Source organism: Winogradskyella jejuensis, assembly GCF_900129745.1.
Taxonomy (GTDB): Bacteria; Bacteroidota; Bacteroidia; order Flavobacteriales; family Flavobacteriaceae; genus Winogradskyella; species Winogradskyella jejuensis.
In genome coordinates, this window is record NZ_FQWS01000001.1 from 1,507,813 (window position 1) to 1,522,847 (window position 15,035).

General features: G+C 35.2%; 9 protein-coding genes. 6 read left to right on the forward strand and 3 right to left on the reverse strand.

The genetic code is table 11. From position 1 onward, the window contains the following. Positions 1-60: 60 nt before the first annotated feature. Genes BUB95_RS07060 through BUB95_RS07070 form a run of 3 tightly spaced genes read right to left on the reverse strand, consistent with a single transcriptional unit; the run spans position 61 to position 5,947 of the window. Positions 61-1,248: a SusE domain-containing protein gene (locus BUB95_RS07060; protein ID WP_073084697.1), complete on the reverse strand. Its 1,188-nt coding sequence runs from the start codon at positions 1,246-1,248 to the stop codon at positions 61-63. 20 nt (positions 1,249-1,268) lie between these two features. After that, positions 1,269-2,825 (reverse strand): RagB/SusD family nutrient uptake outer membrane protein, encoded by a 1,557-nt coding sequence (locus BUB95_RS07065; RefSeq protein ID WP_083573328.1) that lies wholly within the window; start codon positions 2,823-2,825, stop codon positions 1,269-1,271. Between the two features lie 11 nt (positions 2,826-2,836). Beyond that, on the reverse strand, positions 2,837-5,947 hold the full coding sequence (locus BUB95_RS07070) for a SusC/RagA family TonB-linked outer membrane protein (protein ID WP_073084702.1): 3,111 nt from the start codon (positions 5,945-5,947) through the stop codon (positions 2,837-2,839). Positions 5,948-6,231: 284 nt separating this feature from the next. Between BUB95_RS07070 and BUB95_RS07075 the strand changes: the two genes are divergently transcribed. From BUB95_RS07075 to BUB95_RS07100, 6 genes are all read left to right on the forward strand, one after another. After that, positions 6,232-7,272, forward strand: a complete 1,041-nt coding sequence (locus BUB95_RS07075; protein WP_073084703.1) for a LacI family DNA-binding transcriptional regulator — start codon at positions 6,232-6,234, stop codon at positions 7,270-7,272. A 134-nt stretch (positions 7,273-7,406) separates the two neighbouring features. Beyond that, the gene (locus tag BUB95_RS07080; RefSeq protein WP_073084705.1) at positions 7,407-8,945 is read left to right on the forward strand and encodes an MFS transporter; all 1,539 of its coding nucleotides are present in this window, start codon (positions 7,407-7,409) and stop codon (positions 8,943-8,945) included. Next, positions 8,938-9,615, forward strand: coding sequence for a beta-phosphoglucomutase (pgmB, locus tag BUB95_RS07085; RefSeq protein WP_073084707.1), 678 nt, complete (start codon positions 8,938-8,940; stop codon positions 9,613-9,615). Before BUB95_RS07080 ends, pgmB begins: the two co-directional genes overlap by 8 nt. Positions 9,616-9,648: 33 nt before the next feature. Then, positions 9,649-11,955 carry a glycoside hydrolase family 65 protein gene (locus tag BUB95_RS07090; RefSeq protein WP_073084709.1) on the forward strand — a complete coding sequence of 769 codons (2,307 nt, stop codon included), beginning with the start codon at positions 9,649-9,651 and terminating at the stop codon, positions 11,953-11,955. Positions 11,956-12,009: 54 nt separating this feature from the next. Further along, positions 12,010-13,980: a glycoside hydrolase family 13 protein gene (locus BUB95_RS07095; protein WP_073084712.1), complete on the forward strand. Its 1,971-nt coding sequence runs from the start codon at positions 12,010-12,012 to the stop codon at positions 13,978-13,980. 79 nt (positions 13,981-14,059) lie between these two features. Then, positions 14,060-14,998 carry an alpha/beta hydrolase gene (locus BUB95_RS07100; protein WP_073084714.1) on the forward strand — a complete coding sequence of 313 codons (939 nt, stop codon included), beginning with the start codon at positions 14,060-14,062 and terminating at the stop codon, positions 14,996-14,998. Positions 14,999-15,035 lie beyond the last annotated feature (37 nt).

Genomic DNA, 15,035 nt, shown 5'->3' on the forward strand with positions numbered 1-15,035 from the left:
ATTATCATAGCCTTTTCTGAATTCAATTATATTACATAATTAGTTCTAATACTTCAACTATTATTCTAATGTAATAGTTAGATTAACAGTATCAATGGTTGTATAATACTGACCAGACTCTCCAACAAATCTAAAATTCAAGTCTCCATCTTCTGCATTTTCTAATTTAGAATCAATAGTATACCCTGCATCCGCAAATGAAGGATAGTTTTCTCCACTACCCCAGTCGTTATTAACAGTAAAGAATCTAAAATTAGCATCGCCATCGGTTGTATAATTAACCCAACCAGCATATACACCATCACCTTCGCACATTAATTGTACTGGTGTAGCCCAATCCCAACCAGCATCAGTAAGTCCAGCACCAACTGCCCAATATTGGTCTAAGTCACATTCTCCTTGAGGAGTAGGGCTATCCAAAGTAATTGTAAGATTATTAGCATCAATTGTTAAGAAATACTTTCCTGACGGTCCTGTAAATAAAAAGTTATTGTCACCATCCATAGCATCTTCGAACATTGGGTCTATAGTATAACCTTGGTCTATAAATCCAGGATAATTTATTCCAGAGCCCCAATCGTTATCTGTTGTAAAGAATCTAAAGTTGCCATCTCCATCTACATTATTAATTAAATCAACATTAACAGTATAAACATTTGTACCAGAGCATAATGCAGCCTGTGGAGTACCCCAGTCCCATCCTGCAAATTTGACTCCTGCTCCAACCATAAAATATTGATCAAAATCACATACAGCTGGTGCAGAGCCTGAATCTTCTGGTAGTACCACTGTTAATGCTGAAGCTGGAGAGAAGCTTTCTAGTCCGTTGTCACCAACAACTGCACGAAGTCTAAAGTTAATTGCGCCAGTGTTAGGTATATCAGTAGTTGATGGGTCAGCATCAAGACCAGCTTCTTCAGCAAAAGAAAGCATTTCGCCAATTGTAATAGCTATTTCGTTACCCGAAGTTGCCCCTACAACTTCTGCGTCTGAAAAATCTCCTGTTATAGATTTTTGTAATTGATAAGTGATATTAGTTGGTACATCAAAGTCTGCATTGCTCCATGTGAAACGTTCGGCTAAATTATTTGCCGCTTGCGGGATTAGAATATATTCTGCTTGAAATGAATTAGTAAAAACTAAATCTTGAGCCTCTTGAGCAACAAATTCTAATTCATTATCTTCTTCACATGCTGTAAAAGATAATACAGCAATAAAGGTTAATAGTATAAATTTTATTTTTTTCATTTTGTGTTATTTTAGTGTTATTAGAAACCAGGATTTTGAGTTAAGTTAGGATTAGACTGTATAGCTGTTACAGGTATAGGAAAGAGTTTGTAATCATCAGATATAGCAGTTCCATTAGGTGAACCTCCTTTCCAAGGCCACAAATAGCTTCCTCCTGTAAACATATTAAAACGAATTAAATCAGATCTTCTGTGACCTTCTAAGTTTAATTCTCTACCTCTTTCGTCTATAATAAGATCTAAAGTTAGTTCTCCCATACCAATCGGATCTGCAAAAGACCTAGTTCTTACTTGATTAACATAACTAAGTGCATCTGCCATGGTTGTGTTAGCAGCTCCTCTTAACGCTAACTCAGCATAAATTAAATAAGCGTCAGCTAACCTGTAGAAAGGAAAGTCTGTTGCAGAAAAATCTACAGGGTTACCACTTCCGTCAGAGAAAGTGTTTCTGAATTTTATAGAAGGAAAACCATCTGTCCATGTTCTATAGTCAGTCATTGTGTAATTATGACCATCAGTCCAAAATAAACTAGCTCTCATATCATTTGAAGCTTCTAATTCAGCAGCACTGTTACCAAATAATCCATACCAAGCTTCAGTCGCTCTATGGCCTGTCCAACCCTGAGCTGCACCAAATTGAGAAAGAGGCATTGTATCAGCACTTAGATTTCCATTTACGAGGTAAGTTGTATTACCAAAGCTTTGACTTGTAAGGGACTCTGCTATTAACGGAAATATGATTTCAGGGGATGCGTCATTGTCAGCTGAGAATAATCTAATAAAATTATCATCAAGAGAGTAGCCGCCTTCATTGATTACTTTGTTAACATATATAGCAGCATCATCCCATCTAGGCGTTCCTGTGTAAACTTCGGCATTTAGATACAGCTTAGTTAACAACATATCAACTACATATCGATTTGCTCTTCCATAATTACTGGTTGTTCTTATTACTGGCTCAATTGCCAATAATTCTGACTCAACGTAATCAAATAATTCTTGACGAGATGATTCTGGTAATAATTCTGATTGTCCGAAGTTTTCGTCTGTAGCAAGTACACCTTTACCAAAAACATCAATAATATTGTAATAAGCAAGGGCTCTTAAAAAACGGGTTTCGGCTACAATATTCTCTTCATCAGGAAAATCCGCGGTCTGTAAAACTTGCAAGAAGTTATTACATTGTGGAATTGTAAAATAAGCTCTGTCGTAAAACAATCTAAAAAACTTGTTATTTCTATCCCAATTAGAAGTAGTTGTTAATTGGTCAAGACCGTCATCACCCCATCTATTCTTCATACCATCGGCTGTAAAGTCTTGTAAGTTAATAATAGCTCTTAAAAAAGCCCCTTCACCAGCATCTGGGCTTACAATATCCGAACTAGCAGGTCCACTAGGTCCTGTTAACGCAAATGAAGCGTATAGTCTTGAGACTAATCCTTCAACTGCGTTAGGATCTGACGCAAGTAATTCTTCAAGTGACAACTCAACAATCGGAGCTGTCTCAAGGTCATCGCTACAGGAGTTTATCCCTAGCAAAATGACGCATAGTAAAATTAAAATTCTGTTTTTTTTCATAGTCATTTTTTTTAAAAGTCAAAGTTAAGTCCTAAAGTATAAGCTGTAGGTCTTGGATAAAAATTACCATCAATACCACCAAAATTTTCAGGATCTTGTCCAGAATAATCAGTTATTATAAATGGATTTTGAACAGCACCGTAAACACGTACTGAGCCATTTTTAATTAAATTATCAAATCTATATCCTAATGCAATATTATCACATCTTAAAAAAGAGGCATCTTCTAAATAGAAATCTGAGAATTGGATATTACCATTAACATCAGAAATTACTGGATTAGCTGAACCATCGAAGAAGTTGAGAACATTGGTTAGGTTATTTTGACTAGACAGTACGGCACTTTCTGTAAAGCCTAGGTTTAATTGTGCTAAATTATAGACATTACCTCCAACTTGTCCTCTGAATCCTGAACTAAAATCCCAATTCTTGTAATTAAAGTTAATACCAAAACCAAAAGTCCAGTTGGGAGCAATTTGCTTATAGTAGCGATCATTATCGTCTATAATATTATCTCCATTTAAATCTACAAATGCATTTGGTATAGGATTTCCTGCCGAGTCATAGACTTGTCTAAAAACATAGGCACTTCCTGCTTGTTGACCTACAGCATGTCTAAATAAATCACTACCAGTACCTCTTAAACTACCGCCAGCATTGATTTCGGTTAGGCCATTAAGATTAGTAACTTCGGTTTTGTTGTAAGATAAATTAGTATTAACACTCAAGTTAAAATTGTCTGTAGTTATAGGATTTACGTTTAGATTAAGTTCAAAACCTTCACTTTCAGTCTCTCCCACATTATCAATAAAAGCGTTGGTAAGTGCTTGTCCTGGAGGTACAGGTGTTGTAGCTAATAAATCAGTTGTATTTCTTTTATAAATATCAAAAGTACCCGTTACTAACCTATTACTAAAGAATGAGAAATCTAAACCTAAATTGTAAGTGGTTGTTTTTTCCCAGGTTAAATCTGGATTAAATGGCTGTGCGGAGTATAAAGACGAATTTGGCAAATACTGACTATTAGCATCACCTGCTAAGAACAATGGAATTGACGGGTAGAATCCAACAGATCCTGTAATGTCTTGTTGTCCCGTTTCTCCCCAACTAACTCTTAATTTTAAGTCATTAACAAATTCTGAATCTTTAAGAAATGATTCTTCATGTATTTGCCAAGCAAGAGCAGCAGCAGGGAAATAGCCCCAACGGTTGTCTTCTGTAAAAAGTGAAGACCCATCTGCTCTGAAGGAAGCTGTTAACAAATAACGGTCGCCCAAGCTAAGATTTCCTCTAACGAAGTAAGATTGAAGGTTAAGAACATTTAAGTATCTATTATTTGGGTTAGCAAGATTGAAAAAAGGTTCTCTAACACCTGTATTCAAATTGTACTGAGAACGTCTTTGGTATCCATCATTTTTAAAATTTTGATATGAGTAACCAGTTTGAACATCAAAATTGTTAATAAAGCCTGAGTCGAAAATCTTCTTGTATTGTAGATAAGCATCAAACGTTGTGTTGGTAATCCTTTGATTTTCTTCAAAATTGACACCAGGATTAAATAAAAAGTTAGTGTCAATAGAATTTAAGTCATTATTAGTAGCATCAAACCTATATGTTTCAAATGCGTTATTAGCAAACCTTTCTAAGATATTAGCATCAGAAGCATCTAAACCAAAATTAACAACAGCATTTAATTCTGGTAAGAAAGGCATTGTGTAATCAAATTCTATATTCCCCAAAAATCTTCTAACATTTTCAGGACGCTCTCTTTGCTCTAATCTAGCAAGAGGGTTTGCCTGAATTATTCTTCTAAATCCTTGATTAGGGAAGTTAGTAGGGTCAGCAACGTCATCAAACGTTGTTAAGTAATAGCCTCCAAATCTGTTATTTGAAGAAAAGTCATATACTGGTTTTGTTGGGTCAAAAGATAAGGCTTCTCCTATAGCTCCACCAGCATCAATAGCATTTTTAAATGCAAAAATAGTTTTAGCATTAAAATCTATCTTCAGATTATCATTTAAGAGTGTTGGAGTTAGTTTTGCAGATAAAGTTACTCTTTCGTAATTGTCATTTATTACTATACCTTCTGCTCTACTTAAACCTACAGATGCTCTAAATGGAATCTTATCAAATAAATTTGCTCTCGCACTAAAATTATGATTAAAACTGTTAGCAGTTCTTAATATAGCATCTCTCCAATCAGTATTATAAATATCTCTTCCATTTAAAGTTTGAGATACAGGCTGATTAGCATTTACACTTCCAGTTGGAACACCTAATTGTCCTGCTCTACCAGGATGAAATTGTTGTATAAAGCGTGTATACTCTTCACCATTCATGACATCTAGACCGTCGCCAGCAGAACTAATTGTGTAATCTGTAGAGTAATTAAATTTTACACCACTAGATGTACCTTTTTTTGTGGTAATGATAATGACACCATTAGAGGCTCGAGATCCATATATAGCTGTAGCGGAAGCATCTTTTAAAATAGAAAAACTCTCAACGTCATTAGGGTTTACTAATGTTAATGGGTTAGATACACCCGCAGGATTATCATTTCCAATCGGTACACCGTCAATTACAATTAAAGGATTATTCTGTGCATTAAGGGATGAACCACCACGTATTCTGATGTTTGGAGCAGAATCAGGAGAACCACCATTATTAGTAATTCTTACACCAGCGGCTTTACCGTTCAATAGTTGATCCGTTGAGACAATAGATCCTCTATTAAAATCTTTGGTAGAAACCACATCTACAGAACCTGTTGCGTCTTCTTTCTTTACAGACCCATAACCTATAAGTACAATCTCATCTAGTTGTGCTGCGTCTTCTTGCATCACAACGTCGATAGTTGATTGGCCATTGTAAACTATTTCTTGGTTAACAAAACCAACATAAGAAAAAACCAGAACGTCTCCATTGTTTACTTCAATAGAATATTTACCATCAAAATCTGAGGAAGTACCTGTGGTTGTTCCCTTAATAATGACATTTACTCCAGGTAATGGCATTGAGTTAGATCCATCCGTTATTGTTCCTGTAATAGTAGTTTGTGCAAATAGTGTTGCAGGTACTAGAAAAAGACATAACAAAATGGCATTTAAAAATGTTTTCATAAATTATTTTTAAGTTAATTGCTTTAGTTAATTTTAACCATATTTTCACTTCTCGGGTTAAATTTATGTAAATTTAGAGTGTCGTATGTGTTAAAAAACATGACTTCCGTCACGAAAACGTTTTCGTGTTAAAAACTTTTTAAGAAACATTAACAAAGTCTATAATTTCGCAAAAAAATACGGATTTCGCAAAAGGATGAATGTTAAATTACGATGTTTGTATTCTAAGGAAAAGAATTTATAAGCTCGATCCTAATAAATTTTAAAGTTTTAAATTAAAATTGATGAAAAGAAAAGTCACCCTAAAACAGATTGCTAAAGAGCTTGATGTTTCAATATCAACAGTTTCAAAGGCACTAAGAAATAGCGTTGAAATTAGTGAGGATACCAAACAGAAAGTTCAGGCTTTTGCAAAACTATATAATTACAAGCCCAATAATATAGCTTTAAGTCTAAAAAACAGGAAAACCAATACTATTGGTATTATAATCCCTGAAATTGTCCATCATTTCTTTTCAAAAGTAATTCGAGGTGTTGAGCTCGTCGCTAATCAGCGTGGATACAATGTAATTATTGGTCTATCTAATGAATCTTTTGCAAAAGAAGTTATTAATATGGAGATGTTAGCCAACGGGAGTATTGACGGATTTATCATCTCATTATCAAAAGAGACCTTACAGCTTCAAGACTATCATCACTTTAATGAGACAATAAATCAGGGAATGCCTATTGTAATGTTTGATAGAGTAGTAAATGAGATTCAATGTGATAAAGTTATTGTTGATGATTTTGAAGGTGCTAAAAATGCTGTAGAAAAACTTATAAAGAATGAATGTAAACATATAGCTCTCATTACTACCAAAGACTATGTTAGTGTTGGTAGGTTAAGAACACAAGGGTATTTAGAAGCCCTAAAAACTCATGGTCAAGATTTAAAAGCAGAGCTTATTCTTAAATTAGATGACAACGTAGACTACGAGGTAAACCTAGATGCACTGGAGAAAGAAATTGAGCAATTATTCAAATCCAACTCAAAAATTGATGGAATTTTTGCAGTAAATGAATTATATGCGCTAACTGCTATGCGTGTAGCTGGGCGATTGGGTTTTCGTGTTCCAGATGATATTCAAGTTATTGGTTTTACGGATGGTGTTCTGTCAAAGCATTCTACACCAAGCCTTTCTACAGTAAGTCAACATGCACAACTTATGGGCGAAAAAGCCGCAGGTCTTTTGATAGATAAGTTAGAAAATGACCATGAGGATGAAACCTATCAAACTCAGATAATAGCATCTGAACTTATCGAGCGCGAATCAACCAAGTAATGTTAATGTATTTGGCTGTTTCATATTCTTTGCTACCTTTGTAGCCATATCAAAACTAATATTTTCACTTCTCAAACGAAAAGTTTTGATAAGATAAGCTTATCAGAATAGTATTAATTTAAGACATACTATTAATGAAGAAGCGCACTTTAGGTTTTTGGGAAATTTGGAACATGAGTTTTGGTTTCCTAGGAATTCAAATGGGTTTTGCCCTACAAAATGCTAATGTCAGTCGTATTTTCCAAACTTTAGGAGCTGAAGTAGAAGATATTCCCATTCTTTGGGTTGCAGCACCTTTAACGGGTTTAATCGTTCAGCCTATCATCGGATATTTTAGTGATCGTACATGGCATCCCAAGCTTGGTCGTAGACGTCCATATTTTCTTGTTGGAGCTATATTAGCTTCATTAGCTTTATTTGTAATGCCAAATTCTCCAGTACTTTGGTTCGCTGCAGGAATGTTATGGATTATGGATGCTTCTATTAATGTTTCTATGGAGCCGTTTAGGGCATTCGTTGGAGATAATTTGCCAGAAAGTCAAAGGACTAAAGGCTTTGCTATGCAAAGTTTCTTTATAGGAATTGGTGCTTATGTGGCTTCTAAACTTCCCAACATACTTACCTATTTTGGAGTTGCAAATACAGCACCAGAAGGTGTAATACCAGATTCTGTTAAATACTCATTCTATATTGGTGGCGCAGCTTTTTTAATAGCAGTTTTATGGACTGTAATACGCTCTAAAGAATATTCCCCAGAGGAGATGAAGGTTTTTGAGGAACAAGAAGCCAAAGATAATAGTTATGTAAAAGAGGACCGTCCAGAATCATGGTTTGTGTCTAATGGAAAGTCGCACTTTATTAAAGGTATTGTGACTTTTATTGTTGGGATAGTAGCTACGTATGGCGTTTATTATTTTAGTCTGAAAAAAGACTTATATGTGCTCACAGTTGGACTGATATTATTAGGAGGAATTGTTTTAATGATATCTGGAATCATGCAAAAAGGTAAGAATTACAATAACGGTTTTGTAACTATTGTCAATGATTTTCAGTTCATGCCTAAGGTCATGAAACAATTGGCTTGGGTTCAATTTTTTTCATGGTTTTCATTGTTTTCAATGTGGATATATACTACGAGCGCTGTAACCGAGCACATATACAAAACTACTGATGCTACCTCTGTGGCATACAACACAGGAGCTAATCAAGTTGGTGAAATGTTTGCCAACTATAATATTATAGCAGCTGCTGTAGCTTTTCTATTGCCATTATTAGCCAAAAAGACTAGTAGAAAGTTTACTCACTTTATTGCCTTAGTTGCTGGTGGTTTAGGTTTGATGTCAATTTACTTTATAACTAATCCTACAACGTTTACTGTAGAGTGGTTGCCCATGATAGGTGTCGGTATTGCTTGGGCAAGTATTTTGTCAGTACCATATGCTATGCTGTCTGGTGCTTTGCCAGCTTCAAAAATGGGATATTATATGGGAGTTTTTAACTTTTTCATTGTTATACCTCAATTAGTAGCCGCATCCATTTTAGGGTTTTTAGTGTCGACATTTTTCGATAATCAACCCGTATATGCATTACTTATTGGTGGAGCATCAATGATATTAGCAGGTTTATTATCACTTACAGTTAATGATAAAGTCATAGTAGAAATTAATGAATAAAAAAGGATTCATATTCGACCTTGATGGTGTCATTGTAGACACTGCAAAATACCATTTCCTTGCATGGCGAAAACTTGCTAATGGATTAGGTATAGATTTTACTCATGAAGAAAACGAACAACTTAAAGGCGTAAGCCGTGTTCGTTCTCTCGAAAAAATATTAGAATGGGGCGGAAAAACCCTTAGTAAAGAGGAGTTTACATCTTTAATGGCAAAAAAGAACGAAGAGTATCTAGGGTACATTAGTAAAATGGATGCTTCAGAAATTCTTCCGGATGTTTCTAAAGTATTAGACTTTTTAGAAGCGAAACATCAAGCTGTGGCATTAGGCTCAGCAAGTAAGAATGCAAGACCCATTTTAGAAAAAGTGAGTTTGCTAGAAAAGTTTAATGCTATTGTAGACGGTAACGATGTTACAAAAGCAAAACCAGACCCAGAGGTCTTTCTAATAGGAGCAAAACTATTAGATATGCAACCACAGGATTGTGTGGTTTTCGAAGACTCCGTTGCTGGTGTGCAAGCTGCAAATACAGCCAATATGATATCTATTGGTATTGGAGAAAAAGATGTACTGCACGAAGCAGATTACATATTTAAAGATTTTACAGAAATGTCTCAAGAGTTTGTTGAGGCTATTATTTCTGGTAATGTGACTAAAAAAATCAATTAAAATCAGTTAATCACTGATATTATAATTAAGACAATGAATAATATTTATATACAACCAAATCCTTGGTCAATCATAGAAGAAGGTTTTGATGCTACCCGAGTAAAATCATCGGAAAGCTTAATGAGTTTGGGAAATGGAGCTATGGGGCAACGTGCCAATTTTGAGGAACATTATTCAGGAGCTACATTTCAAGGAAGTTATGTGGCTGGTGTATATTACCCAGATAAAACAAGAGTAGGTTGGTGGAAAAATGGTTACCCTGAGTATTTTGCAAAAGTACTTAACGCTCCTAATTGGATTGGTATTAATGTTCACGTTAATGGTGAGCAATTAGACCTCGCTGAATGCAAATCTGTTGAAGACTTCCGAAGAGAGTTGAATATGAAAGAAGGTTGGCTGTCTCGTAGCTTTACGGCGACGCTCAAAAATGATATTACCGTTAAGGTTAACACCAAACGTTTCTTGAGTTTAAATATTGACGAAATTGGAGCTATTGAATATAGCATTACTCCCGTTAATAGCGATGCACGCATAGATTACTCACCATATTTAGATAATGGAATTACTAATGAAGATTCTAATTGGGACGATAAGTTTTGGGATGTATTAAGTATAGATTTTGAAGACAATCAAGCATTCATAGTCTCTCGTACAATGAAAACAGACTTTTACGTCTGTACTTATATGAAAACAGAATTAGCTTTAAATAATAAACCTATTGAAGCTAAACCAGATGTAGATGCTTTTAAAGATATGATTTCGTTTAGCTATAATCAAGAAGTCGCTAAAGGAGATACATTTACAATTACCAAATATGGTGGTTACAATTCAGATAGAAATCACGATAGAAACCAACTAGTAGATGTTGCAAAAAAGACGCTTGGTCATGTTTCAGACTTAGGTTTTAATGCGCTTTTAGAACAACAAAAACAAGCTTGGGCAAATATCTGGAACATGTCTGACATTACTATAGAAGGCGATGTTGAAGCACAGCAAGGTATTCGTTTTAATATCTTTCAGTTAAATCAAACTTATTTAGGAAAAGACGCAAGATTAAATATCGGTCCAAAAGGATTTACAGGTGAGAAATACGGCGGAAGCACCTATTGGGATACAGAAGCCTATTGTATTCCGTTTTATATGGCAACAAAAGACCAAAGCGTTGCTAAAAGTTTATTAGAATATCGCTATGAGCATTTAGATAAAGCCATAGAAAATGCAGAAAAGCTAGGTTTCACTAACGGAGCAGCTTTATACCCAATGGTAACTATGAATGGTGAAGAATGCCATAACGAGTGGGAAATTACGTTTGAAGAAATACACCGAAACGGAGCTATTGCATTCGCTATTTTTAATTACCACAGATATACAGGAGATTACAGTTATATCCCTGAAAAAGGTCTTGAAGTCCTAATAGGTATTGCACGTTTCTGGCAGCAACGCGCCAATTTCTCAACGGCGAAAAACAAATATGTAATTCTTGGAGTTACAGGACCAAATGAATATGAAAACAATATCAATAACAATTGGTACACAAACTACATCGCAAAATGGTGTATTGATTATGCAATGCAAAATATTGATAAAGTGAAGTCTGAATATGCTTCAGATTATAACCGAGTAATGTCTAAAGTTAATCTTACCGAAGACGAATTGTCAAAATGGAAAGCCGTTGCTGGCAATATGTATTTTCCTTTTGATGAAGAACGAAATATCTATTTACAGCAAGATGGTTTCTTGGACAAAGAGTTAATTACCGTTTCAGATTTACCAAAATCTGAAAGACCAATTAATCAAAAATGGTCATGGGATAGAATTTTACGTTCACCATATATAAAGCAGGCGGATACCTTACAAGGTTTCTATTTCTTCGAAGACCATTTTACCGATGAAGAGTTAGAACGTCATTTCGATTTTTATGAACCTTTTACAGTTCACGAAAGCTCATTATCCCCTTGTGTACATAGTATTCAAGCGGCTAAACTTGGTCGTATGGACCAAGCATACGAGTTTTATTTAAGAACGTCTCGTTTAGATTTAGACGATTACAATCACGAAGTAGAAGAAGGATTGCACATTACGTCTATGGCAGGAACTTGGATGAGTATTGTTGAAGGTTTTGGTGGTATGCGTATTATAAATGATACCTTGTCTTTTGAACCTAAAATTCCTGAGCAATGGGAAGCGTATTCCTTTAAAGTGAATTTTAGAAACCAAATACTTAGAGTTAATGCTTGTAAAGGACATACCCACTTTGAGTTAGAAGGCGGCCATGACCTAGATATATTGGTCAACGGAAAACCAATTACAATTACAGCTAACAGCTTAGTTACAGTGTAAATAATTATAAGCCTTACAAGAAATTCTTGTGAGGCTTTTTTAATACAACTTCTTATGAAATCATCTAATTCTCACTTTCTAATCATAGTGTTTTTGTCGCTGTTAATATGTGTGTCATGTAAGGAAAACAAGACCGAAGAAACTATTGAAAACCAAACTGAAGTTGTAGACCAAAACGATATAGAACGTGTAGAGCCGCCACATTGGTGGACTGGTTTTAAAAGTGATAGTCTTCAGTTAATGATTCATCACGATAATATTGCTGATTTTTCACCAAGTATTTCGTACGAAGGCGTAACCATAGAAAAAGTTTCAACAGGCGATAACAGTAATAACTATTTGTTTATTGATTTAGATATTTCAAAAGCGAGTTCGGGGAAATTCAATATAAAATTTGAAAACGAAAATGCTAAAACCTTAGTAGCAACATACGAGTTAAAAGAACGATTAAGGCCATCTGAGGATTATGTAGGTTTTAATAGCAGTGATGCTATTTACCTTATCACACCAGACCGTTTTGCAAATGGCAATGTGGCTAACGATTCACCTTCAGGTATCGAAGGACAGCCAGAACTTTTAGAGCGTACTGTTGATAGAACAAATAGCTACGCCAGACACGGCGGCGATATTTCAGGAGTTATTCAGCATATAGATTACATTAAAAATCTTGGATTTACAGCAATTTGGCCTCAGCCTCTTTTAACAAATGATATGCAGCAAGGGTCATATCATGGATATGCCATCACAGATTTATACCAAATAGACCCGCGTTTTGGAACCAACGAAGAGTATCAGTTATTGTCTAAAAAACTACAAGAAAATGGCATGAAACTCATTATGGACCAAGTAGCAAATCATTGCGGCTTGTACCATTGGTGGATGAAGGATTTACCATTTAAAGACTGGTTAAATCTTCAACAAAATTTTGAAGAAAATAGAGAAAACTGGGGAAATTCCTTCACAACATATTCAAACCATAGACGTACAACTAATCAAGATATTTATGCCTCCGAAGCGGATAGAAAAGGAAATAACCAAGGTTGGTTTGTGGCAACCATGCCAGACTTGAATCAGCGTAATCCGTTTATGGCAAGATACATTATTCAAAATAGTATTTGGTGGATTGAAACGGCTCAGTTAGGAGGTATCCGTCAAGACACGTATCCTTACCCAGACAAACAGTTTATGAGCGATTGGGCAGGCGCGATAATGACCGAGTATCCTAATTTTAGTATTGTTGGTGAAGAATGGAGCTATAATCCGTTACTTATTGGCTATTGGCAAGAAGGCGCAAAAAATAACGATGGTTACGATTCTAACCTAAAGTCAACTATGGATTTTGCCATGCAGCAAAAAGTGGTTGAAGCCATTAAAGAAGAAGAGTCTTGGGATAAAGGCTTGGTTAAAATCTACGAAGGTTTAGCTAATGATTTTCATTATGCTAATCCAAAAGACATTATGATTTTTGAAGGCAATCATGATATGAGTCGCATTTTTACACAAATGGATGGCGACGTAACCAATACAAAAATGGCTATGGCAACGTATGCTGTTATGCCGCGTATCATTCAAATGTACTACGGAACAGAAATCTTAATGGATGATTTTGAAATTCCAGGAGACCACGGTTTAATTCGTACTGATTTTCCAGGTGGTTGGCAAGGCGATACGGTAAATGCATTTACTGGCGAAGGTTTAACGGAGGACCAAAAGGATATGCAAGCGTTTATTACCAAATTATTCAATTTTAGAAAAAATAGTAAAGCCATTCATGATGGTAAAACAATTCATTTTGCACCTTTTGTAGGAACATACTTTTTGTATAGAACTCTAGGCGATGAGACCGTTGTTTTAATCCTAAATAAAAACGAAAAGCCAATTACGATAGACCTTAATTATCAATCTGAAATGGGTTTAAAAGGAAAAACGCTAACAAATGTAATAACAGGAGAGTCTCAACTTTGGGGCGATGTTATGGAGCTAAAGGAAAAAGGTGTAACGCTTTTAACCACTAAAATGAATTAAAAATTAAAGCGTCATGCTGAACTGTCACACTGAGCGAAGTCGAAGTGTTGTTTCAGTATCACATAATTTAGAACAAAATATGAAATACATCATCTACATTTTTACATTTTTATTTTTTGCGATAAGTGTCAATGCACAAGACAACATAGAATTTAAAAAACTTGAAAACGCAGTTTTAGCTGGCGGTACTTTACTTCGTGTTGAAGCATTTCCTTCAGAAAATATAAAGCTAAGGCCAGTTGATGTTTGGTTGCCAGAAAACTATACTGCGGATAAAAAATATGCCGTGCTGTACATGCATGACGGGCAAAACTTATTTGATGCTACGACTACATGGAATAAACAAGAATGGATGGTAGACGAATGGGCGACAAAATTGATGAATAGTGGAGAAGTTAAAGATTTTATTGTAGTAGGTGTCCACAACATTCCACAAATACGCTGGCAAGATTTATACCCAGAAAAAGCAATGGATTTTATGCCAACTAAGGTTAGAGATTCATTAATAACTATAGCAAAGGAAAGTAACTTTAATGTCAATTTTAAGGGCGATGAGTATTTAAGTTTTATCGTTGATGAATTAAAACCAGTAATAGACAAACAGTTTTCTGTATTGACCAATAAAGAAAACACATTTGTTGCGGGTTCAAGTATGGGCGGCTTAATGTCTATGTATGCGGTATCAGAATATCCAGATGTTTTTGGCGGTGCTGGCTGTCTTTCAACGCATTGGCCAGGTGCAATGCCATCACCAAATAATCCGCATCCTGTAGCTATTTTTGATTATATGAAAAAAAATCTACCAGAAGCAGGAACACATAAGTTGTATTTCGATTATGGCAATAAAACCTTAGACCAATATTATCCGAAGTATGCGCCAAATGTAGATGACATTTTAAAGGAAAAAGGGTACACAGATACCGATTCTAAAAATTTGTTTTTTGAAGGTACAAACCACTCAGAGCATTCTTGGAACCAACGTTTAAACCAACCATTCGTATTCCTTTTAGGGAAGTAATTTAATTTTTTTGTCATGCTGAATTTAATTCAGCATC

Bases quoted from the DNA above. Each gene is read 5' to 3' on its own strand.
- BUB95_RS07095 (WP_073084712.1), top strand. From the start codon at position 12,010: ATGAAATCATCTAATTCTCACTTTCTAATCATAGTGTTTTTGTCGCTG.
- BUB95_RS07070 (WP_073084702.1), bottom strand. From the start codon at position 5,947: ATGAAAACATTTTTAAATGCCATTTTGTTATGTCTTTTTCTAGTACCT.
- BUB95_RS07080 (WP_073084705.1), top strand. From the start codon at position 7,407: ATGAAGAAGCGCACTTTAGGTTTTTGGGAAATTTGGAACATGAGTTTT.
- BUB95_RS07060 (WP_073084697.1), bottom strand. From the start codon at position 1,248: ATGAAAAAAATAAAATTTATACTATTAACCTTTATTGCTGTATTATCT.
- BUB95_RS07090 (WP_073084709.1), top strand. From the start codon at position 9,649: ATGAATAATATTTATATACAACCAAATCCTTGGTCAATCATAGAAGAA.
- BUB95_RS07100 (WP_073084714.1), top strand. From the start codon at position 14,060: ATGAAATACATCATCTACATTTTTACATTTTTATTTTTTGCGATAAGT.
- BUB95_RS07065 (WP_083573328.1), bottom strand. From the start codon at position 2,825: ATGAAAAAAAACAGAATTTTAATTTTACTATGCGTCATTTTGCTAGGG.
- pgmB (WP_073084707.1), top strand. From the start codon at position 8,938: ATGAATAAAAAAGGATTCATATTCGACCTTGATGGTGTCATTGTAGAC.
- BUB95_RS07075 (WP_073084703.1), top strand. From the start codon at position 6,232: ATGAAAAGAAAAGTCACCCTAAAACAGATTGCTAAAGAGCTTGATGTT.